Below are 20262 nucleotides of genomic sequence, written 5' to 3'. Positions count from 1 at the left end.
CTCGCAAGATCTACCATCGAGAAATTTGTTCTACTGAAATCTTCAGTTTCATCTCAATTCAACCCATCCGGTTTTTACAATGGGAGATGAGCTATATCCGATTCTCAATCTATGTTTTTAGAATGAACAACTGACAAGACTGCATGTAAGTCCGTTAATTCAACCTGCCCAGGTGCAGAGCTTTCTTTCCCTATTGCAAAAGTCATCACCGAACCAAATAATCCTCCAACCATTCTTGTGAAAGCACCATACTCTCCCATTGCCATTGAAATAATTGGAACATCTATCTGCTTTTTCGCTTGTAATGTTGCAGACAATAGTCTTAAGGCATCCTCAAGTGATTGTGGCATGACAGCAATTTTTGCGATATCGGCTCCTACTGATTCAGCATTTGTCAGAATGCGAACCATCTTTTCGTTGTCTGGTGTTTCCTGAAAATGATGATAAGATACGATCAGGCTCAATCCATTTGCCTTGGCTGCGGTACTTACTTGCTTCATATGTTTTAAATCATTCATCAGCTCATAATCAATGGCTTCGACACTCTTTTTTTCACACAAGGTAATGAGCAGTTTTACTTTCTCATCCTCTGAGAGCGAGATGACTTCGCCCCCTTCTCTTTCGGAGCGTATGGTAAACAACAAAGGAATTCCTACAGCCTTTTCCTTCAACAACTGCGCTGTTTCCAGAACTTTTTCCGTCTCTGAAAGCCTTGCATAAAAGTCTGCGCGCCACTCGATGACATCTGGTTGCTTCTCTACAAGAATCTCAATCTCGTTTATAAGCTCTTGTGTGTCTCTCCCGATCAATGGTGTACAGACTAAGGGCTTTCCACCATTATTAGAGATCGCTTGAACGTTTGTTTGCAATTTATTTACTGCCAACAGCTTTCCCTCCTCACGATTCGCTTGGGATGACTACCATCTTCGTTTCGGTCATTTCATCGACAGAAAAACGTGGACCTTCTCTGCCAATTCCGCTTCGTTTAATACCACCATATGGCCAATGGTCTAAGCGGAAATTAGATGTTCCATTTAAAATGACACCACCGACTTCTAACTCTTTTGTAGCCTTTATGGCCAAATCGAGTTTGTTTGTGAAAAGACCTGCTTGCAATCCGTATCGACTATCGTTTGCTTCCTTGATCGCCTCGTTCATATCTTGATATGGAATGATACTAACGACCGGCCCAAACACCTCTTCACAGATGACCTTTGCCTGCTTTGGCGGATTCAGCAAGACTGTTGGCTTCACACAAGCACCCTCTATCGTTCCACCGCTGATGATTTGTGCCCCAAGCTTTTCAGCCTCCTGAATCCAAGCGTGCACACGCTGGGCTGCTTGTTCATCAACCATACAACCAATGTCACTATTACTGGAAAGCGGGTCTCCTGTGATTAGCTGCTCTACTTTTTCTTTCAGTTTGGCTGTAAATGCATCAAGGATTTGCTCATGTACGTAAATCCGTTGCACAGAAATACAACTTTGTCCCGAGTTACTAAATCCTGTTTTTGCACATAGCGTTACTGCCTTCTCTACATCTGCATCATGATGGACAATCGTCGCTCCATTTCCCCCAAGCTCAAGAAGAACCTTTTTTAACCCAGCCGTTTTCGAAATACTTTCTCCACCTGCTGCTCCACCCGTAAATGAAATAAGGTTGGTTCTCTCATCGACGACCAGTTGTTTCCCTGCTTCCACACCGCCAATAATCATTTGCAATCCGTCTGCTGGGTATCCCGCTTCAAGAAGCAGCTTCACAAGCGCTGTTGCAATAGCAGACGTTTGAGGGGCTGGCTTTAGAATGACGACATTTCCCGCTGCAAAGGCAGGGCCGATTTTATGGCAAATTAAGTTGAGTGGCGCATTAAAGGGAGTAATCGCAAGTACTACACCAACAGGAACTTTGAATGTCATAGCCATCGCATTTTGTCCTCGTGATGATACATCCCCCGGAATAGTCTCTCCAATCAATCGATTGGCTTCCTCGGCTGACTGCTCTAACGTTTCAATAGAACGAGATACCTCATCCAACGTATTTTTCATCGGTTTTCCTAGTTCTAAGGATATGATTTGGGCAAAATGTTGTTTTTGTTCTTGCAGTAATATCGCTGCTTTTTTCAAAATGGTGGAGCGTTCGAGTGCTGTGTAAGTTGCGACTTGCTTTTTTGCTTGATGAGCGATAGAGAGAGCCTCTTCAATATCCTCACTTGTCGCATTCCAATTCCACCCAATCTCTTCTCTCGAATAAGGATTAATGATTGCTGTCTTCTCACGATCTCCTTCTAACCATTTCCCGCCAACGTATGACAACGCTTTCAACTCACTCAAACTTCTTCACCTTCCTTCACATGACGCGTCTCCTTTCCAATGTAACGGACAAGCCTTTCTTCATTTGGACAAGGGCCTTTAACAAGAGCTCCTTTGGTGAGTTCCTCATAGGCATGTGCAACGATGCCCATCCCTCTTGATAAGGAGAATATCCCTTTTGCCGCTTCAGCTGGTATGTCTAATTCACATTGGATGGCTGCAGATACCCCATCTATATTCATTGTAATTTTTCTATCTTTCATTGTTTCCAGTTCATGTCTGATCGCCTCAGCTAGACGTAAATAAATGCCGCTGATGTCTCCACTTTGTACATATGCTTGGCTTAGCTCATACAACCTGTTTACCCTTGGATCATCATCATGGAGCTGATGACCAATCCCTGGAATTTTTTCTTTTCGCTGTAGCCATTTTTCGCAAATTTGTTTTGCTACTGCTTTGACATCCTGAAGCTCATCGTAGATGGCTTTTGCATCGTACAGCATGCCCATTGCCTTTTCCCCTGCGCCTCCGTGAATATCTCCTAGCAAATTCACACCAGTTGCAACAGATGAGTTAAACGAAATGCCGCAGGTGACAGACATTCTAGCGGCTGCGATCGAAGGTGCTCTTGGACCATGATCCGCTCCAGCCACAAGCACACTTTCAAACAGCTTCGCTTTTGGTTCATCAAGTAATTCACCCACAAGCAATAAATACAGCATTTGCGGGTAAGTTATTTGCCCAATCAATTCTTCAATTGGGTATCCACGCAGTTGGATGGTGTTTTTCTCGATGTGGCTGATCTCCGTTTCCCACCAAGCGCCTCCTTCTTTATACATTTCCAGTGCACTCCTGTTTTTCATCTTGCATATCATCCCTTTAACATCATTTTTGAGATTGAGCTAAACACCGCATAAATTCCGTTAGGTGGAATTGAATTTCACTTTTTGGAATTTGATTTCATTGTAAGCGCATTCTATTTCTGCGTCAATATTATTTCTGAAAATACTGTCATTTTATCTTAAATTAAGTGTATTGAACTAAATATTGCTGGCAAAAAACCGCATAAAATCGTTGATTTAGGTCAACAGACTCATGTCACTATCCCCAACCGTTTCACTCTCACAACATTGTAAACATCAAAAAACCCCACCAATCATCATAATGGAGGGGATTTCATTCCTTTACACTTCTCTTATTTCCACCAATCATCAAACATAGAAGCAGGCACTTGACGTTTATGCGCTGACTGTATATAGCGCTTCTCAATTGCTTCTGCTGCTTGCTCTGATACTGGTTTTCCTTCTAAATAATCATCAATTTCATTGTACGTAATGCCGAGCTCTGTCTCGTCCGTTTGTTGCGGCTTGTGATCTAGCAAATCCGCAGTTGGCTTTTTTAAATAGAGGCGTTCTGGTGTGCCAAGCACTTTGAGTAAATCTCTTCCTTGTCGTTTCGTCAAACCCGTCAATGGCAGGACATCTGCTCCACCATCACCATACTTTGTAAAAAATCCTGTTACCGCTTCAGCAGCATGATCCGTACCGATGACAAGCAGTCCTTCTTGTCCACCGATAGCATACTGGGTGATCATTCTTGTTCTTGCTTTGACATTCCCTTTATTAAAGTCGCTTAATGTATCACCTGTGTCCTTCGTATACTGCTCACTAAAAGCCGTAACAGCAGGGGCAATATCATATCGCCATGACTTGTCCGGTTGAATAAAGGAAAGGGCAAGTTGTGCATCCTCTTCATCTTGCTGCGTTCCGTGCGGGAGACGCACAGCAATAAAGAGCGCGTCTGCCTTTCCTTCTTTACGCAACTCTTCTACGGCAAGCTGTGCCAAACGACCAGCTAGTGTTGAATCTTGTCCTCCACTAATGCCGAGGACGAAACCTTTTGCACCTGTTTTTTTCAAGTATTCTTTTAGAAATCCAACCCGCTTTTGAATTTCTTGCTTCGGGTCTATTGAGGGCTGCACATGCAACTCTTGGCTGATTTTCTTTTGCAAACTCATTCATTATTCCTCCTAAGCATCCTTTGTACGTGAAAGACAGGTTTTTCACTAAAACAGCATCAACCTAAACTATGGAAACTTCATTATATCACGTTTTTGTTATTTAATATTTCTTAGACCTTTACCCGTTTTATTCATTTGCAACATAAAAAGACCTCGTCTATGTACAGATAGGTCTTCCACTTTTATTCCTTAAAAGCAGGACAATCCACCAAACTGACCATCACTCAATTTCCACACGAATTGATGTACAGCTCGTCCCATTGCATTTCCCAATGTCTGCTGGACACGCTGAAACAGCAACGATCATGTCCATCTCAGCTCTAAGCCGGATGTAATCACCTGGTAACGAGAGAGGTGTTTCAACAGACAGCTTTCCATGTTGATCTATGACCGTATTCATAAAAGCATTAAACGGATAATACATATCTGCTTTTGGTATCTCAAAAGATTCAAAAGCCATATGTAAATTATCATAGCAATTATGCATCACCTCTAAATGGCGACGACCATATAAAAGCTGATACATTTCTGGTCGGCAGGCTGGCATATAGAGATCATGACATTCCACCGTATCTTCAATGACTGTAAACATTGGTTTGTATAGATTGGAATAAAGCTTGTCACCTTTTTTCACCTTTGCCGAAAATAGACTGTCCATGGTTGCTCCTTGATCAAATCTTTCAGAAAAATCTTTTTCATGATATGCCATGACATCTGCCACCTGCTGTCCCTCTACATCCACGATTTTGATGCATTGTCCCTTTGCCAATCTGAAGCCTTGTCCTGCCTTCGGCAAAATCACAAATTCTCCATTCACCAACAACACCCCTTTCTTTATAGTATGCCCTGAAGATTGCCCTGATCATGTATAAAAAAAACAAGTGATCATAAGCTAATGGCATCGAATTTGAAAGGTGTTGCAGCAATGAAAGCACAATCTTTATCTTGGTGGCAGCTTTCCTTAATTGGTGTTGGCTGTACGATTGGTACGGGCTTTTTCCTTGGATCGAGCATTGCCATTACGAAGTCCGGCTATTCGGTTTGCATTTCGTTTCTACTAGCAGCAGTGGGAACATATCTTGTGTTTAAACATTTAGCAGCCATGACCGCCGATCATCCAGATAAGGGTTCATTTTGTTCGTATGCACGTAAAGCGTATGGCAGATGGGCAGGCTTTAGCAATGGCTGGATGTATTGGTTTTCAGAAATGCTCATAACAGGAAGCCAACTCACTGCCATCTCTTTGTTTACCCGGCACTGGTTTCCAGCAATACCGCTGTGGGTATTTTCAGCCATTTATTCAGCACTCGCTTTACTTGTCATTATCGTCGGTCTCTCCTCATTTCAGAAAACAGAGAATGTACTGGCTGTGTTAAAAACAGCCGCAATCCTGATATTTATGGTACTCGCTGTCCTTGTATTGTGCGGAATACTTACTGATGAAAAGCCAACGCTTCATTTACCTAACGAAGACCATGAATGGCTTCCCCTTGGACCTCTTGGTTTATGGAATGGTCTCATCTATGCCTTTTATGCATTTGGTGGAATTGAAGTCATGGGATTAATGGCAGTTCATTTAAAAGATCCGAAAGATGCGGCAAAATCAGGAAGAGTCATGCTGATGATCTTGGCTATTATCTACATCGTTTCAATCGGACTCGCTTTATTACTCGTACCTGTCGGCGAATTTAATGAGAATAACAGTCCGTTTATCACGTCCTTAGAGCCGTTTCATCTGTCTTTTTTTCTCCATGTGTTTAATGGCATTTTTATTATTGCAGGCTTCTCTACACTGGTTGCCTCACTTTTTGCGGTCACCACCCTGCTTGGCACAATGTCTGAACACCATGATGCACCTGCTTGCTTTCAGCAAAAAGATCCATCACATGTGCGATGGACCTCTATTATCTTAACAGCGGCTGGCTTACTTGTTTCAATTTTACTTGCGCTGTTTTTATCCAAGCATATATATGAGCACCTGACAACCGCAGCGGGGCTCATGCTTCTCTATACTTGGGCATTCATCCTCTTCTCAAGTAAAAAGCTATCGAAGCGATCGAGACGGCAAACAATCGAAATGTTCCTCGCCCTTTTCCTGATTGGAGCTGCTGTCTCTGGCACATTAACCGAAGCAAGTGGACGACCCGGTTTTTTTATTAGTATTGGGCTCATCGGTGTCATCGGTGTGATGGTATTGTTCATGAGAAAGAAATGGCATCAAGATCAGACCGCATCATAATTTCATTCTGTTTTTTATCGCAGTAAATGGACATTTGGCGGAGGGTGGTTTCTCCGCCTCATCATCTGACAGAAAATATTGCTTCCACTCATGGTTCGTTTTGTCCCCATACCATTTCAATGAAGGATGAATATCCACTTGATCATACGCTTTGAGCCGCTTTCGAATAAGTTGGCTCATTTTTTGACCAAAGGAGGTCGAACCATTCAACTTTTCAAACACCCATCTAGGCTGAAGAGCCATCAAAAAATATGGAAAAGACCTACTTTTTCTTAACTGATGGGCAGGCGTAGAGCAGAGTAAAAAGTACGGCTCTCCATTAAAACAAAATTCCCACTGGTGATGCTCAGGATCATTCGGTACATCCTCAGGCCATGCCGCTTCATCCTGATGATGCAAACGTTTGACAAGATCCCAAAACAATTCTTCATACGATGTAACAGACATTGACCGTAAATCATCTGGAGTCTCAAACATTAGAATCAATGAGGCATACTGTCCCGTTTCGCGTGAACAGTCTTGGTACACTTTCAGCAATTCAGCTATCTCATCTACGGTTTCTTGTCTTCGCGGATCACCAACAAACCCATAGCGAAGGTGATCTAGAAAAAAACCCTGTCTTCCCGGCACACAGGGGAATGTATCTGCCTCATCACCAACAATTTCCCCAAATTGCTGAAAGGCATCTTTTTTCCACTTTTTTAAATCTGCTAGGTTTTGATCAAGGAAACTTTTTGCATAAAGCTGGATCATTACCTTTCACCTCCAACATCTACCCATAGCCTATGAGAAAGACGCACAAAGGTGACTGCCCTGCTATTCCCTTTTTAACCGAAAAGCGCCATGATTCCTTGATAACCAAAGTATACGCCAAAACCAAGTAGAGATAAGCCTGCAAGCACAGACATACTGTGTAGCACACGTTCACTCAAATACCTTCTAAACGTGCTCGCCAAGAGTGCCATACAAACATCCCACAAAAGCATACCGATAAAAATCCCGATACTAAAAATAAACATTTGTGATGCCCCATACTTTTCCATCGTATTTGCAAGGATACTTCCATAGATTCCTAGCCAAAACAAAATACTAAGCGGATTGGAAAGTGAAATAAAAAAACCTGTCATAAACGAGTGAGAGATGGATGATTCGCCGCCATTATCCTTTGCACTTTCTTGAAAATTGACTTTTCGCAAGCTTTCAATCCCCGTATAGGTCAGGACAAAGAAACCAAAAAGCCATAAAAATGTTTTAATTAAAGGGGCGGTGAGCAATTGCGCTACGCCAAAATAAATGAGGAGCATATACACAACATCTGCCGCCATTGCTCCAACACCAAAAATCCACGCATGCCAAAACCCACTTTTGATCCCTCTGTCGATCTGCGCTGCATTGACCGGCCCTACAGGCGCTGAAAGTGACAAACCCAGAAAGATATAGCCAAAAAACACAGTCACATGCACGTCCTCCTTTTGATGCTAACTTGTACATGTTATTCTGCGTGTCTGGACAATATGTCGTAAACTTCTATTGTTTTTTGTAGAATAACTTCCGAAACATAGATCAGGAAATGATGACCACCCGCGATAGATAACGGTTGGTCAAATGAGATCATCAATCTATTTTCTCAGAAGAAGGTACATCCGAGACAGCCTTCTTTTTTTGTGTGTGATTGATTTGTAAAGCTGTAGCAACAAGAAGAATAGCATGTAGCGAGAATACAAGAATTGCAGCAGTGGCCCCTGACCATTCGAGGCTAAAGTCAATAAGAAAGGAAAGACTAGCACCTCCCAAGCTAGCAGCCGCAATAAAATAGCTCGTCGCCTCATCAATGGCATTTTCAATCATAAGCGCTGATGCGGTTAATGCGATAGGAAACATTCCATCAGCACATAAGCCAATGAAGAAAATCAATACAAGCTGAATCCCAGTTTGTTCAACAAACGCAAAAGCCAGCATCAGTATCACCATAGCAACTGAACTCTGCTTCAAAAAACGCATTGGACTAAGTTGATCCGTTTGTTGTACATCGTAGCCCAAAATAGATGCCATGTTAGAAATACTAAATGAAAAGGGAATTGTGCTTACCCGCCAAACACAGAGAGTGAGGGCGGATAGCTGTAGACGTGTAAACAATCTCAGTTCCTCCAGCTTAGTGCAACTATATCTATGCTGATCATCCTTCATCATCTGAAATGAGTTTATCTACTGGTAAAAACGGTATCTTTTTTTCCTTATTTTGCTTATAATCAAAGGGATTTTTCCCATCTCAATATGCCCAATATCCTGTTGCAAAAATGACATGAGCTTTTGGTTTGCTAGGCTCTTTTCAAAGGCACTGTCCTTGAACTTGACACCACTTTTATCATGTCTAGCAAAGGCTTATGATCCTTGCTTTTTCCCAATATCTTCGTCAATATTTGCATTCTATTCCATCCAATTATCATTCCATCTGTTAATATTTAACTTATTTCACATTGTAAATGATGGTATCGATTACAGAACAATAACTTTGTGTAAAGGATTTGTTAAAAATGTGTACAATTTATGAAATTGCTAAGCGTTGTGGTGTATCAACAACGACCGTATCCCGTGTATTAAACAATCATCCATATGTAGCTGATGAAAAACGTCAGCACATTCTAGAGGTGATAAAGGAAATGGAATATACACCAAGCTCGGTAGCACGGACACTTCGGTCACATCAAACGAACACCATCGCTGTGTCTGTGCCGGCAGTGGATCACCCTTTTTTTGCCCAACTGATTAAAGGTATTTCAAAAGAAGCTCTTACACAAGGATATAAAGCCATTGTTTTGCAAACATTCTATCAAGCATCATTGGAGCTAGAAGGGCTTGAACTATTGAAACGAAAAGAAGTGGATGGTGTCATACTCGGAGCGCTTGAAAATGATTGGAAAGAGATTCAACCGTTTCTTTCTATCGGACCGATCGTGATGGCAAATGAACATCACAAAACGGCGGACATCCCAATTATTGGGTATGACGAACGTGAAGCCACGTATCGTGCCGTCCATTATTTAATTCAATCAGGTCGTCGATCTATTGGTTTTTGTTTTGATACAGAAAGCAGTGAGGCACAAAAGCAAAGAATGCTAGGTTATATAGATGCGCTGAAAGAGCATCACCTAGAATTAAATGAGAATTGGTTATTTGGTGAGGCTTTTACAATTGAAGATGGCTTTCGTTTAATGGATTGCATTCATTTGATGGCAGAACCACCAGATGCCATATTTACTGGGAATGATCAGGTTGCAGCAGGATTGATTAAGCGAGCCATCATGTGTGGCTATCAAATTCCACAAGACTTAGCAGTCATCGGTTATGATAACCAGTTCATTTGTGAGGTAACACAACCGACAATTACAACAATTGATATCCCCATTGTTGAACTCGGTCAACAATCCGTACAACAGATGATGAAACTGCTCAAACATAAAAAAACGCTCAAACGAGAGTATATTCAGCTTCCAACAAAGCTAGTGATTCGAGAATCTACATAATAGTGCACAATGATCTCATCATATGACAGGAAATCACCACTCTATCATTTTCAGTCAAACTAAAAAGAAAGAAAGACTGAGGGGGGCTCTCAGTCTTTCTTTTCAGAAAAATACCTGGCAAGAAGTTGTCATGAATCACAATCATTCAATGACTTAAAATTGAGCAAGAACAAATGTCCAAATACACACGATACCAAGCAGGATTAAACTGTATTTCACCGTTTGTTTAAATAGCTCTGATTCCTTCCCTGTTTCACCTACCGCTGCTGTTGCAATCGCAATGGATTGCGGAGATATGAGCTTCGCCATCACACCGCCTGTCGTATTGGCACCAAGTAAAAGACTCGCCTGTGTACCAATTTGTGAAGCTGTAACTGCCTGCAAGTTACCAAACAAGGCATTATTACTAACAACAGATCCAGTAATAAATACACCGATCCAACCAAGCACTGGGCTAGCAAGTGGGAATAAATCGCCTGTCTTCGCAAGAGCAAGGCCGATGGCTGAGCTTAAACCCGCGAAGTTAGCTAAGTTGGCAAACCCCATGACAAAACAGATGGTGAGAACAGGTACCCATAACTCCTGTACAGATGCTTTTAAACACGCCACTCCTTGCTTTAAATTAATATGACGGCTAAACAGTCCTGTTAGCATGACAGCTAAGAGGATAGCTGTTCCTGTTGCACTGATGATGTCAATTTTAAATATCGCATCAATCGGTGTTTCTGTTGACGCAATTGGCGGGAGCTTCATAATTTGCTGATGAAGAAATGGCATTTTCACTAAAATGGTCGTCCAATTTAGTACCCCTCCCTCAGCAAAGAGCGCCTTAAATGCTGGCAGACTCCAAACAGTAATGACACCCGTTAAAATGTAGAATGGAGACCATGCTTTCAATATCTCAACACCACGATAACTTTGCTTATTTTCAATGGCTGGAGCGCTTTCTTCACGATAAATGCGTTTCGGCTGCCATTTACGAAGAAACAAAGAAAGTAGTCCCATGCTTGCTAAAGCAGAAATAATATTGGCAAGCTCTGGTCCTATCGTCACCATGGTGACAGCTTGAATGAGCGTGTAGCTTCCACTTACAACAAGCAAGGCAGGAAGTGTCTCTTTCACACCTTTAAAGCCATCCATGATCATAATCAATAGGAATGGAATACTGAAAGAGATCAGTGGAATCGTATAAACTAGTGTTTGGGAAAGAGATAATGGCGTCATATTCCCCATTTGGGCACCTGTAATGACTGGGATTCCAACAGCACCAAATGCACCGGATGCAGCATTAGCAATTAAGCAAAGCATCGCTGCTTTCAGTGGTTTAAATCCTAATTCTGTCAATAAAGCCGCACTAATGGCAATCGGGACACCAAAACCAGCCGCGCCTTCAAGGAACGCGTTAAAGCTAAAACCTATTAATAAGAGCTGGAGACGCTGGTCCTGAGAAATTCCTGCAATACTTGAACGAATGACATCAAACTTCCCTGATTTCACAGATATTTTATAGAGCCACACCGCCATGATGACGATATATCCAATCGGCCACAGTCCATTAGATATACCAAGTACGACGGCTGACAATGCTTTTTCAACTGGCATATGAAAGAAGACAACTGCTGTCACAAAGCTCACGATCAGTGTGAAACACGCGGCAAGAATGCCTTTTAATTTAAATACCGTTAACGCTAACAGAAAAAACAAAATTGGGAGCATTGCCACAAACGCACTGACAAACTCATTACCAAACGGATCATATATTTGCTGCCACATTGTGATTCATCCTTTTCTACTCAAAATGATGGTCTACTTCGTTGTTTAAAAGTGTGGTGCCAGAATGCCCTTCAACACATCTACACTGTGAGCAAATTGCTCTTTTTCTGTGTCATTTAGTGCCAGCTCCATGATTTCTGTTGCACCATTTCGATTCATAAGTGCAGGTACGCCAATGTAGACATCTTCTGCTCCATACTCTCCATCTAAATACGTGCTGACAGTCAAAATACTATTTTCATTGTGTAAAATGGCTCTCGTGATCCGTGCCAAACTCATCGCCACGCCATAGTACGTTGCTCCTTTTTTCTCAATAATTTGATAAGCGGCATTGCGAACATTTTCCATGATGTCATCTAAATCTTCTTGTTTATATTGATCATGCTTCTTCATTAATTCAGCTATCGGGACACTCCCGATGTTGGCATGACTCCATACTGGCAGTTCAGTATCACCATGTTCACCAATGATATACGCATGCACATTATGAGCCGCTGCATCAAAGTATTCACTTAGTAGATATCTAAATCTTGCTGTATCAAGCGTTGTTCCACTACCAATTACTCGTTCTTTTGGCAGACCGCTGAATTTCCAAGTAGCATAGGTCAAAATATCAACTGGGTTAGTCGCTACTAAGAAAATACCATCAAATCCACTTTTCATGACATTTTCGACAATTCCTTTGAAAATGTTGAGGTTCTTTTCAACGAGATCAAGTCTTGTTTCACCAGGCTTTTGGTTTGCCCCAGCACAGATACATACAATATCTGCATCACTGCAATCTTTATAATCTCCGTACCATGTATTCACTGGATGCGGGGCAAACGCCTTACCATGATTCAAATCCATTACATCACCCATCGCTTTATCCTGATTCAAATCAATCAACACTAGTTCATCCGTAATCACTTGATTTATTAAAGTAAAGGCATAACTACTGCCGACGAAACCTGCTCCGATTAATGCAACTTTATTGACCTTATCGTTTGTCATATCCGTCATCCTTCCGATTAAAACCTCTGTTGTTTGTGAAGTATTTCACATTATTATTGTGCAATATTTCACAAACTTTTTCAAGGGGCTTTTCAAAAAAAATAAAAAAGATTGCGAATTGTTTTCAGTTTGTATCAAACCTTTTAGACGCATACATGACAACTCAAGAAAAAGCCTGTACAAAAAGCAAGCTCATCATCAATTGATCGCTTCCCAATTTAAACGCCTTGTATATAAATAAAAAAGACTATCGAGAAAATTTCGATAGCCTGAAACCATGATATAACAAGTCCTATGCTTTTGTGATGACGATCAATTCTTCTGGCAATGCTTTTTCGTCTATCCAGCTTTTGACCATGTCATAAAAGAGTTCTGCCTTTTCAAATGTAAAGGAGTGTCCGACGCTTGGAACGATGACACCGACTGCTTGAGGGTGTGCCTCCGTCAAATGTTGGGCAGAGCGTTTCATGATGTTTTTTTCTAAATCACCGACTGTAATGAGTATACGGGTTGACGCTTGCTGAAAGGTGTTTGGTAGCCGATAATGTAAATTTTCTTTAAACATTGATTGCAGCGTCCTCTTTTGAAGGCTTTTGGAGCCATCGGCATAATCGGCGACATCTTCCTTCGGGATACCTATCTTTTCAGCTTGAAGTTGAATAAACCAATCTTTTTTTAGTAGTGGATACATAAGAGGCAATATTGGTTTTACTAAAAGGTACAGCCATGGCAAAGGAATGACGAGTGCACTATTGATAATGGCAAAGTCTACTCGATTCGGCTTTCTAGACAAAATCTCAACAGCAATTTGTGCACCGAGAGAAAAACCGATGAGGATGATCGAACGATCGTGTGCATGTTCATCCATCCACTCTAGCACCTCAATGGCACTTTCTTTCATGGAAAAAGGCTGTTCGTTTGCTCTTTTTCCATGACCTAGCAAATCGGGCGTATAGCAATCATAATCATTGCTAAACATCTCAATTTGCCTTTTCCACATCCAGCTACTTACTCCTCCACCATGTAGGAGAATCATGATTGGCTTTTGATTCATCGACAAAACTTCCACCATCCTTATATGTAGAAAAAAGCAGCCTACATGAGCAGACTGCTTTTTTCATACGCTCTCTTCCATTATAAGGGATTTTCGACGATGTTGGCTATTTTTTCAAATCTTCAATCGAATTAACATCCTTCATATAAGTCGGAACGACAAGACCCATACGAAGACCCTTCATACTCGTACCAATATCATCATATTTACCTTTAAACTTTGCCGCATACGTTTTATGTGTATTTGGAAGCCATGCAGATAGAGATGCATCCGCACTACCTGTTGCAATTGCTGTCCACATTGGACCAGCTTCAACTTGTGTTAACGTAACTTTAAAGCCAAGGTCACGAAGCACTTCTGCCGCAACATTTGTACTGGCAATTTCACTGTCCCATGCAACATAAGCAAGATTGATTTTTTCACCATTAGACTTTTTGACACCTTTGATCCACTTCGATACTTGATCTTTATGCTTTTTCACATATTTCGTCGCTGCGTCCTTTGGCTTGATACCGTCTTGGATATCAATCATCACTTCACCCATGTCATCCTGAGACCATTGAAACTGACTGAGCATTTTGGCAGCATCAGGATGATCTTTTTTAAACCCTTTACGGGAGATTGTATGAATCTCCTCAGCTTCTCCATAAGATTTTTTTGGATCTTCCAAATATTTTAAATCATAACGAGAAAACATCCAGTGCGGGTTCCAGCCTGTCACAATGATCGGCTTCTTACGGTCATACGACTTTTTTAACGTAGCGGTCATCGCTGCACTAGATGCAGAGACAACCGTCCAGCCCTCTAAGTCATAATCTTTTTCAGCTTGATCTGTCAGCGCCATAATCCCTGAACCTGGATCAATACCAATAATCGTTTTATTCACTTGCTTTGCAGCGGATGCATGAGAATCAGACTGCGAACCACAAGCTGCAAGCAGGAAGACGAGCAAGGCGGTCATCCCAATGTAGAGTGATTTTTTCCACATTAAGCATTCCCCCTGATTTTTTTCGTTCTTATGTTTTGTGTAATACGGTCAAGAGTAATTGCCACAATAACAATCGCAATCCCTGCTTCAAACCCAATACCTGTTTTTAACTGCGTAACTGCGCTGTATACTTCAGAACCAAGCCCTGGTGCACCAACCATAGCCGCAATAACAACCATTGATAGGGCAAGCATGATACTTTGATTGATTCCAGCGAGAATCGTTTTTGTTGCAAGGGGTAATTGTACTTTGAACAAGCGTTGGAATGTCGTTGAACCGAATGCTTCCGTCGCTTCAATCAAATCAGCAGGCACTTGCTTAATACCAAGAATCGTCATCCGAATCGTTGGTGGCATTGAGAAAATAACAGATGCCACAACTCCAGGGACAACCCCGATATTAAAGAAGAAGATCGCTGGTAATAGGTAAACGAATGCAGGCATTGTCTGCATCAAATCTAAAATCGGTGTGACAATTTTACGCACAGTCTCTTGCTGTGATGCCCAAATCCCAATCGGAACACCAATGACAATGGAGATGATCACTGCTGTCAACACAAGGGCTAGCGTCTGAAGCATTGGTTGCCAGTAGCCTAAATAATCGATCAGCAAAAACCCGATAAGTGTAAAAATAGCAACTCCTCTAGTGCTGATCCACCAAGCAAGCCCTGCAAAAATCAATGTGAGTAAAATTGATGGAAAGATGCCAAGTGCTGCAACAATTCCGTTCACTGTACCTGCTAAACCATTCGTGATCCCATCAAAGAAACCACCAAAGGTTAAAGTTAACCAGTCAACAAATTGATCAATATAATCTGCAAATGGAATTCTAGGCAAATCGCTCATACTAAACATCTTATTCTACCTCCTGTACAGAAGGCTTTTGTGTTTCTTTTACTTCAGCTGGATTGACCGACATATTGATATATTCATCATTACCTGATAATGCACCAATCAATGCACCTCTTACCACAATACCCTTCATTCTATTTTTCTCATCTATGACCGCAATTGGAATATTGGCATCTGAAACAGCGTCAAAAATCTCTGTCAGATACGTTGATTCAAGTACCGTTGTAAATTCTGTATCAAGAACGCTTTGAAGCGACTCACCTGATTCTGCCGCTTTTTTCGCTGCTTGTGCAGAAATAACTCCTAATAGATGCTTCTTCTTATCAACTGCATAGATAGACGAGATTCCAAGGTTCTTCATTAATGTAAGAGCAACTCGTGCCCCTTTATCAAGTTGTACGGTTTCAGCACGTTTCATAATATGACCTGCTGTTAGTACTTTTGATAAATCAACATCTTCAACGAAGCGTTCTACATATTCGTTAGATGGGCTCATCAGAATCTCTTCTGGTGTTCCGATTTGAACAATGTTACCATCCTTCATGAGGACGATTCGATCGCCAATACGTAAGGCTTCATCTAAGTCATGTGTAATAAATACAATCGTTTTACCAACAGATGTATGCAATTCAAGCAATTCATCCTGCATGTCTTTACGAATTAATGGATCAAGTGCACTAAATGCTTCATCCATTAATAAAATGTCAGGATCGTTAGCAAGGGCACGTGCCAAACCAACACGTTGCTGCATCCCACCACTAAGCTGTTTCGGATACTGCTCTTCAAAGCCTTCAAGACCAACAAGCTTGAGTGCCTCCATTGCCTTTTGCTTACGCTCTTCTTTTTCCACACCTTGTAGTTCCAACCCGTATACTGTGTTATCCAGTATCGTGCGGTGTGGGAATAGGGCAAAGTTTTGGAAAACCATACTGATTTTCTTCCGTCTGACCTCACGCAATTGATCCTTTGACATATTTGTTATCATATCCCCATCAATATAAATTTCTCCGGAGGTTGGTTCAATTAACCGATTCAGCAACCGCACAAGTGTGGATTTCCCGCTCCCTGATAGCCCCATGATGACAAATATCTCGCCGTCATATACATCAAAATTTGCTCGGTTGACACCAACTGTAGCGCCAGTCTCTTTCAGGATCTCTCTCTTTGTTTTCCCTTTCTCAAGCAATTGAGATGCTTTTTTTGCATTTTTCCCAAAAATTTTAGATACGTTATTTATCTTGATTTTAATATTCTTATCTTCAGAATTCATTTTTTCCCTCCAAATTAGCATCTTTATAACCGTAACATAAGCGTAATGATGCGAACAATCTTTAGAATTCGCTTATTTCAGCACAATATGTATGAATTCCATATAGAGGTCTGAAGTATAGAGAAAATACTCCTTATTGCTCTTAAATCCTATAGAATGCTTCAAAAACTCTATATTTTTCGGGGCACATTCTCTCATCAGTCAATATTTTACTGAAAATTCCTCATTCTGCTAAAAATAAACTTAGATTCCTTTACACCGCACTTGCTCTCATTTTAGTTAAGCTACATAACTATCTCCCAAAAGAGATTTACCCGAAAATGGTTAGATAAAAACCTATTTCGTTAAAATTTTCATGATTTTCATAAAAAACTGCCCGCAACATTCGTTACAGGCAGTGTCAAAAGCCTTCGTACTCTTATGATTCCAGTGTTGCACGCTTAATGTTATCTTGAAGTTCTAACATCCGTTTTGTTCCTTCTTCACGTAGACGTTTGTTTTCTTCTTCAATTTGTTTCGTCTCTTTCATTCCTTGCACAATTGTATTAAAAGAGGATTCAATTGTTTCAATATCAATGCTTGGTCTACCAGAAAGCTTCGCAATTTCAACACTTTGACTTGAAATATTCTCAGCATTGCGTTTCAGCATTTCATTTGTTCTTCTATCGAGCTCGCTCATTGAGTCAGCCACAAGCTTCTGTCTTTTTGCCGTAACTGCTTGAATAATCCCGTTTTTAAAAATCGGAATGGTAATAATAAACGCTGAGTTGATTTTCCCAATCAATTTCGTATTCCCACGTTGAAGCAAACGAATTTGCGGAGCCGTTTGCAATGCGACCATGCGTGCCATATCAAGATCATACACACGTTCTTCTAGCGCTTGAATACCATTGCGAAGCGTATCAAGCTCCATTTGTGCTAGCTGATTGCCGCCCGCTACTTTTTCCTCATACGCTGGGACCAATTGCTGTAATTCTTCGATTTTCATTTGCCCTGCTACAACATACTTTTCAAGTTGCACATAGTATTGGACGTTGTGATCATACATTTCATCAAGCGTCATCGTTGATTTCGTCATCTCATCTTTATATTTGTTGATTTCAACATTGATTTTTTCAATCTCTGCACCAAGCGATTGGTACTTGCTAAAGACTTTTTCAATCATACTGCCGCCACGTTTAAAGATTTTAGATAAGAGTCCGCCCTTTGGTTCGTCAAAATCATTTTTGTCAAAGCGATCCATGATTTTTCCTAGCTGCGTAAGCATCGTCCCTGAATCAGTGACACTTGTTGACCGCATCATAGATAGGATGCGATCAGAGAATTTGGAAATCTCCACTGCTGGCTGTTTCCCGTATTCAAGAAGCTCAAGTTGATTTTTTACATCAATTTGCTTCGCAAGATTTTGCACTTCCGGTTCGCTGCGAAGTTGCAAACGGATATCATCCGCCTTCTCTATTGAAATTTCTTCTTTATCAATTGAAATGATGTCATTCCCATTTGTATTTGTCATACGCTTCGATCTCCTTATCTATTCTTAATTGATTTAAATATCTTTCTGACGATTGATGGTTCTTTGAATTCTTGATTCATCACCATCTCATCTAGCCAATGTATATCAAATAACTGATCATCTATGAAACGTTCTATACATTGATAACCTGACGGATGATAAACGAAAAGATCTACACCTATTTCATTTAGAAAAATAAGAGCAGCCGCATCAGACCGAGTCAGCTCTCCATTATATTCGGTATGATACAAAATAAGCTTCGGCACGGTTTGCGCATAATCGAACATTTGAATGAGTCCAATGAATTCACCAGATAAGTGTAGCGTTTGCTTAAACAAATAAATTTGGACATCACGTTCTGTTTCATTTCCTTCACGAAGAAGCTTCGGATTCTTACACATACGTGCAATGGCTTCAGCAATGGCGCGCTGCGTACCCTCATATAAATGAGAAAACTGCCATACGTTGCTTTTTATCAACAGCTCAGGATCAATTTCTCCCTCAGGCGAGAGTGCATGACTGTAATGAAATTGATAATTCGAGGTTACCTCTTGTGTAAACGGAAAATGGCGAACGGTTTTTGATTCCTTCCATTCTGTGAGGGTGTGAAGCCGATCCCAATATTCACGCTTATCTCTCGAAACCCCCATCATTTTGGCGAAAATGTTGGGTATCTGTACGGTATGTCGATCTGCTTTAAAATTAGGTCTGATAAATGCTCGTTCTTTTGCAATTAAAAATAGCTCATCATACGTCGTCTTTAGCGTAATTGATTGCGGGGTATGATCTCTGAATTGCCATGGTTTATATAACATAGAATCTTCCGTATGAAGAACCTCTTCAAGTTCTCTAGTTGAACGGTACGCAACGGTCGACTTCCTCTCTGGCTTTTCTGTCGGAAAAGGCTCAAGCTCTGACGTACCTGGGTATTGATAAATAAAAGTCAGCTCTTCTTCTGCGTCTAACTCCTTCAATTGGTCGATGCCTTTCGGATGAAAAAGGATGACGTCACAGCCTGTCAGCATCAAATAATAGAGAAAATAAAGCTGACTTTTACTTGCCTCCCCGTACCAAACAACAACGGGCATTTTCTCTTCAATGTTTACTTCTTTCAGCCAAGGCTCTAAATGGTTTTTTGTGAATTTCACTACATCAAGCAATACTCGGCGAAAATCAGGATGGTTGAAGCCACCCTCATGCTTCATTTTAAAATGTTCAAATACTTTGATAAGCGAAAGACGCAAATGGCGATTCATCACTGGATTTGGATGACGCACAATGAGATGTTCGCCATCTAAGAACGCAACAAAACGATTGACAGATAGCCCCTTTTCTTCCTGATTAACAAGGTGAATCCGTTGGAGTGCTTGAAATCGTTCTGGCTCAATGGTCTTATCAAGTGTTTCGCTTAATATATGAACGCCTTCTGTTTCATACAATTCGTGTAAATAAATATAGTAATCGGTTTCATCATGCGGGGTACCAAGTATACGGGCGGCGAGACGGCTGAAGGAAAGTGTTTGATCATCTTTCACATATTGGTCTCGTTCAGGCAGCGGCTTTTTTATCAGCTCTTTCCAGGTTTCCTGATCTGCCCATGCTTTCAATACATTGATTTCTGTATAGCTCACGCCGCTCCTTCCTTTCTCCGTTTTCGTATTTTTCATCATGACATGCTTTATTAATAGGTCATTTCTATCATATCATTCCGTCCTACTCTTCTGCCA

18 protein-coding genes are annotated in these 20262 nt (G+C 41.1%); 2 read left to right on the top strand and 16 right to left on the bottom strand.

Going from position 1 to position 20262, the window contains the following annotated elements; translation table 11 throughout:
• Window positions 1-104: 104 nt before the first annotated feature.
• The 5 genes from aroD to ACQKEZ_RS16690 all read right to left on the bottom strand — a co-directional run bounded on the left by aroD (window position 105) and on the right by ACQKEZ_RS16690 (window position 5147).
• Window positions 105-884, bottom strand: coding sequence for a type I 3-dehydroquinate dehydratase (aroD, locus tag ACQKEZ_RS16710; protein ID WP_427302695.1), 780 nt, complete (start codon window positions 882-884; stop codon window positions 105-107).
• Window positions 885-897: 13 nt separating this feature from the next.
• Window positions 898-2331, bottom strand: coding sequence for an aldehyde dehydrogenase family protein (locus tag ACQKEZ_RS16705; protein ID WP_427302693.1), 1434 nt, complete (start codon window positions 2329-2331; stop codon window positions 898-900).
• Complete coding sequence (locus ACQKEZ_RS16700; protein ID WP_427302691.1) at window positions 2328-3185, bottom strand: citryl-CoA lyase; 858 nt, start codon at window positions 3183-3185, stop codon at window positions 2328-2330. Before ACQKEZ_RS16700 ends, ACQKEZ_RS16705 begins: the two co-directional genes overlap by 4 nt.
• A 320-nt stretch (window positions 3186-3505) precedes the next feature.
• A complete protein-coding gene (gene nadE, locus ACQKEZ_RS16695; RefSeq protein WP_427302689.1) occupies window positions 3506-4327 on the bottom strand; it encodes an ammonia-dependent NAD(+) synthetase in 822 nt (273 codons plus the stop codon).
• Window positions 4328-4550: 223 nt separating this feature from the next.
• Entirely contained in the window at window positions 4551-5147 is a 597-nt protein-coding gene (locus tag ACQKEZ_RS16690) for a DUF1989 domain-containing protein (protein WP_427302687.1), read from the bottom strand.
• 78 nt (window positions 5148-5225) lie between these two features.
• Here ACQKEZ_RS16690 and ACQKEZ_RS16685 point away from each other — a divergent pair, with 78 nt between their 5' ends.
• Window positions 5226-6569, top strand: coding sequence for an amino acid permease (locus ACQKEZ_RS16685; protein WP_427302686.1), 1344 nt, complete (start codon window positions 5226-5228; stop codon window positions 6567-6569).
• Here ACQKEZ_RS16685 and ACQKEZ_RS16680 read toward each other — a convergent pair.
• From ACQKEZ_RS16680 to ACQKEZ_RS16670, 3 genes are all read right to left on the bottom strand, one after another.
• The gene (locus ACQKEZ_RS16680) at window positions 6564-7322 is read right to left on the bottom strand and encodes a YqcI/YcgG family protein (RefSeq protein ID WP_427302684.1); all 759 of its coding nucleotides are present in this window, start codon (window positions 7320-7322) and stop codon (window positions 6564-6566) included. The genes ACQKEZ_RS16685 and ACQKEZ_RS16680 overlap by 6 nt on opposite strands.
• 74 nt (window positions 7323-7396) lie before the next feature.
• Window positions 7397-8026, bottom strand: coding sequence for a LysE family translocator (locus ACQKEZ_RS16675; protein WP_427302682.1), 630 nt, complete (start codon window positions 8024-8026; stop codon window positions 7397-7399).
• 157 nt (window positions 8027-8183) lie between these two features.
• A complete protein-coding gene (locus ACQKEZ_RS16670; protein WP_427302680.1) occupies window positions 8184-8705 on the bottom strand; it encodes a hypothetical protein in 522 nt (173 codons plus the stop codon).
• A gap of 398 nt (window positions 8706-9103) precedes the next feature.
• Between ACQKEZ_RS16670 and ACQKEZ_RS16665 the strand changes: the two genes are divergently transcribed.
• On the top strand, window positions 9104-10093 hold the full coding sequence (locus ACQKEZ_RS16665) for a LacI family DNA-binding transcriptional regulator (protein WP_427302679.1): 990 nt from the start codon (window positions 9104-9106) through the stop codon (window positions 10091-10093).
• Window positions 10094-10246: 153 nt separating this feature from the next.
• Here ACQKEZ_RS16665 and ACQKEZ_RS16660 read toward each other — a convergent pair whose 3' ends face one another.
• The 8 genes from ACQKEZ_RS16660 to ACQKEZ_RS16625 all read right to left on the bottom strand — a co-directional run bounded on the left by ACQKEZ_RS16660 (window position 10247) and on the right by ACQKEZ_RS16625 (window position 20166).
• Entirely contained in the window at window positions 10247-11866 is a 1620-nt protein-coding gene (locus tag ACQKEZ_RS16660) for an L-lactate permease (protein ID WP_427302678.1), read from the bottom strand.
• A 45-nt stretch (window positions 11867-11911) separates the two neighbouring features.
• Entirely contained in the window at window positions 11912-12859 is a 948-nt protein-coding gene (locus ACQKEZ_RS16655) for an L-lactate dehydrogenase (protein ID WP_427302676.1), read from the bottom strand.
• 292 nt (window positions 12860-13151) lie between these two features.
• Window positions 13152-13913 (bottom strand): alpha/beta fold hydrolase, encoded by a 762-nt coding sequence (locus ACQKEZ_RS16650; protein WP_427302674.1) that lies wholly within the window; start codon window positions 13911-13913, stop codon window positions 13152-13154.
• Between the two features lie 106 nt (window positions 13914-14019).
• Window positions 14020-14901, bottom strand: coding sequence for a glycine betaine ABC transporter substrate-binding protein (locus tag ACQKEZ_RS16645; protein ID WP_427302672.1), 882 nt, complete (start codon window positions 14899-14901; stop codon window positions 14020-14022).
• Window positions 14901-15746: a glycine/proline betaine ABC transporter permease subunit OpuAB gene (gene opuAB / locus ACQKEZ_RS16640; RefSeq protein WP_427302764.1), complete on the bottom strand. Its 846-nt coding sequence runs from the start codon at window positions 15744-15746 to the stop codon at window positions 14901-14903. Before opuAB ends, ACQKEZ_RS16645 begins: the two co-directional genes overlap by 1 nt.
• 10 nt (window positions 15747-15756) lie before the next feature.
• Window positions 15757-17022 (bottom strand): glycine/proline betaine ABC transporter ATP-binding protein OpuAA, encoded by a 1266-nt coding sequence (gene opuAA / locus ACQKEZ_RS16635; RefSeq protein ID WP_427302670.1) that lies wholly within the window; start codon window positions 17020-17022, stop codon window positions 15757-15759.
• Between the two features lie 418 nt (window positions 17023-17440).
• The gene (locus ACQKEZ_RS16630; RefSeq protein ID WP_427302669.1) at window positions 17441-18535 is read right to left on the bottom strand and encodes a toxic anion resistance protein; all 1095 of its coding nucleotides are present in this window, start codon (window positions 18533-18535) and stop codon (window positions 17441-17443) included.
• Between the two features lie 14 nt (window positions 18536-18549).
• Window positions 18550-20166 carry a YceG family protein gene (locus tag ACQKEZ_RS16625; protein ID WP_427302667.1) on the bottom strand — a complete coding sequence of 539 codons (1617 nt, stop codon included), beginning with the start codon at window positions 20164-20166 and terminating at the stop codon, window positions 18550-18552.
• Between the last annotated feature and the right edge of the window lie 96 nt (window positions 20167-20262).

This window comes from Bacillus sp. NPDC077027, from assembly GCF_050269555.1.
GTDB lineage: Bacteria > Bacillota > Bacilli > Bacillales > Bacillaceae > Bacillus.
This window is presented reverse-complemented; position numbering and strand designations above follow the sequence as displayed.

What these genes read in the sequence shown, in the direction of transcription:
- ACQKEZ_RS16700 (WP_427302691.1), bottom strand. Translation starts at nt 3,185, where the DNA reads ATGATATGCAAGATGAAAAACAGGAGTGCACTGGAAATGTATAAAGAA.
- nadE (WP_427302689.1), bottom strand. Translation starts at nt 4,327, where the DNA reads ATGAGTTTGCAAAAGAAAATCAGCCAAGAGTTGCATGTGCAGCCCTCA.
- ACQKEZ_RS16685 (WP_427302686.1), top strand. Translation starts at nt 5,226, where the DNA reads ATGGCATCGAATTTGAAAGGTGTTGCAGCAATGAAAGCACAATCTTTA.
- ACQKEZ_RS16680 (WP_427302684.1), bottom strand. Translation starts at nt 7,322, where the DNA reads ATGATCCAGCTTTATGCAAAAAGTTTCCTTGATCAAAACCTAGCAGAT.
- ACQKEZ_RS16665 (WP_427302679.1), top strand. Translation starts at nt 9,104, where the DNA reads ATGTGTACAATTTATGAAATTGCTAAGCGTTGTGGTGTATCAACAACG.
- ACQKEZ_RS16660 (WP_427302678.1), bottom strand. Translation starts at nt 11,866, where the DNA reads ATGTGGCAGCAAATATATGATCCGTTTGGTAATGAGTTTGTCAGTGCG.
- ACQKEZ_RS16655 (WP_427302676.1), bottom strand. Translation starts at nt 12,859, where the DNA reads ATGACAAACGATAAGGTCAATAAAGTTGCATTAATCGGAGCAGGTTTC.
- ACQKEZ_RS16650 (WP_427302674.1), bottom strand. Translation starts at nt 13,913, where the DNA reads ATGAATCAAAAGCCAATCATGATTCTCCTACATGGTGGAGGAGTAAGT.
- ACQKEZ_RS16645 (WP_427302672.1), bottom strand. Translation starts at nt 14,901, where the DNA reads ATGTGGAAAAAATCACTCTACATTGGGATGACCGCCTTGCTCGTCTTC.
- opuAB (WP_427302764.1), bottom strand. Translation starts at nt 15,746, where the DNA reads ATGAGCGATTTGCCTAGAATTCCATTTGCAGATTATATTGATCAATTT.
- opuAA (WP_427302670.1), bottom strand. Translation starts at nt 17,022, where the DNA reads ATGAATTCTGAAGATAAGAATATTAAAATCAAGATAAATAACGTATCT.
- ACQKEZ_RS16630 (WP_427302669.1), bottom strand. Translation starts at nt 18,535, where the DNA reads ATGACAAATACAAATGGGAATGACATCATTTCAATTGATAAAGAAGAA.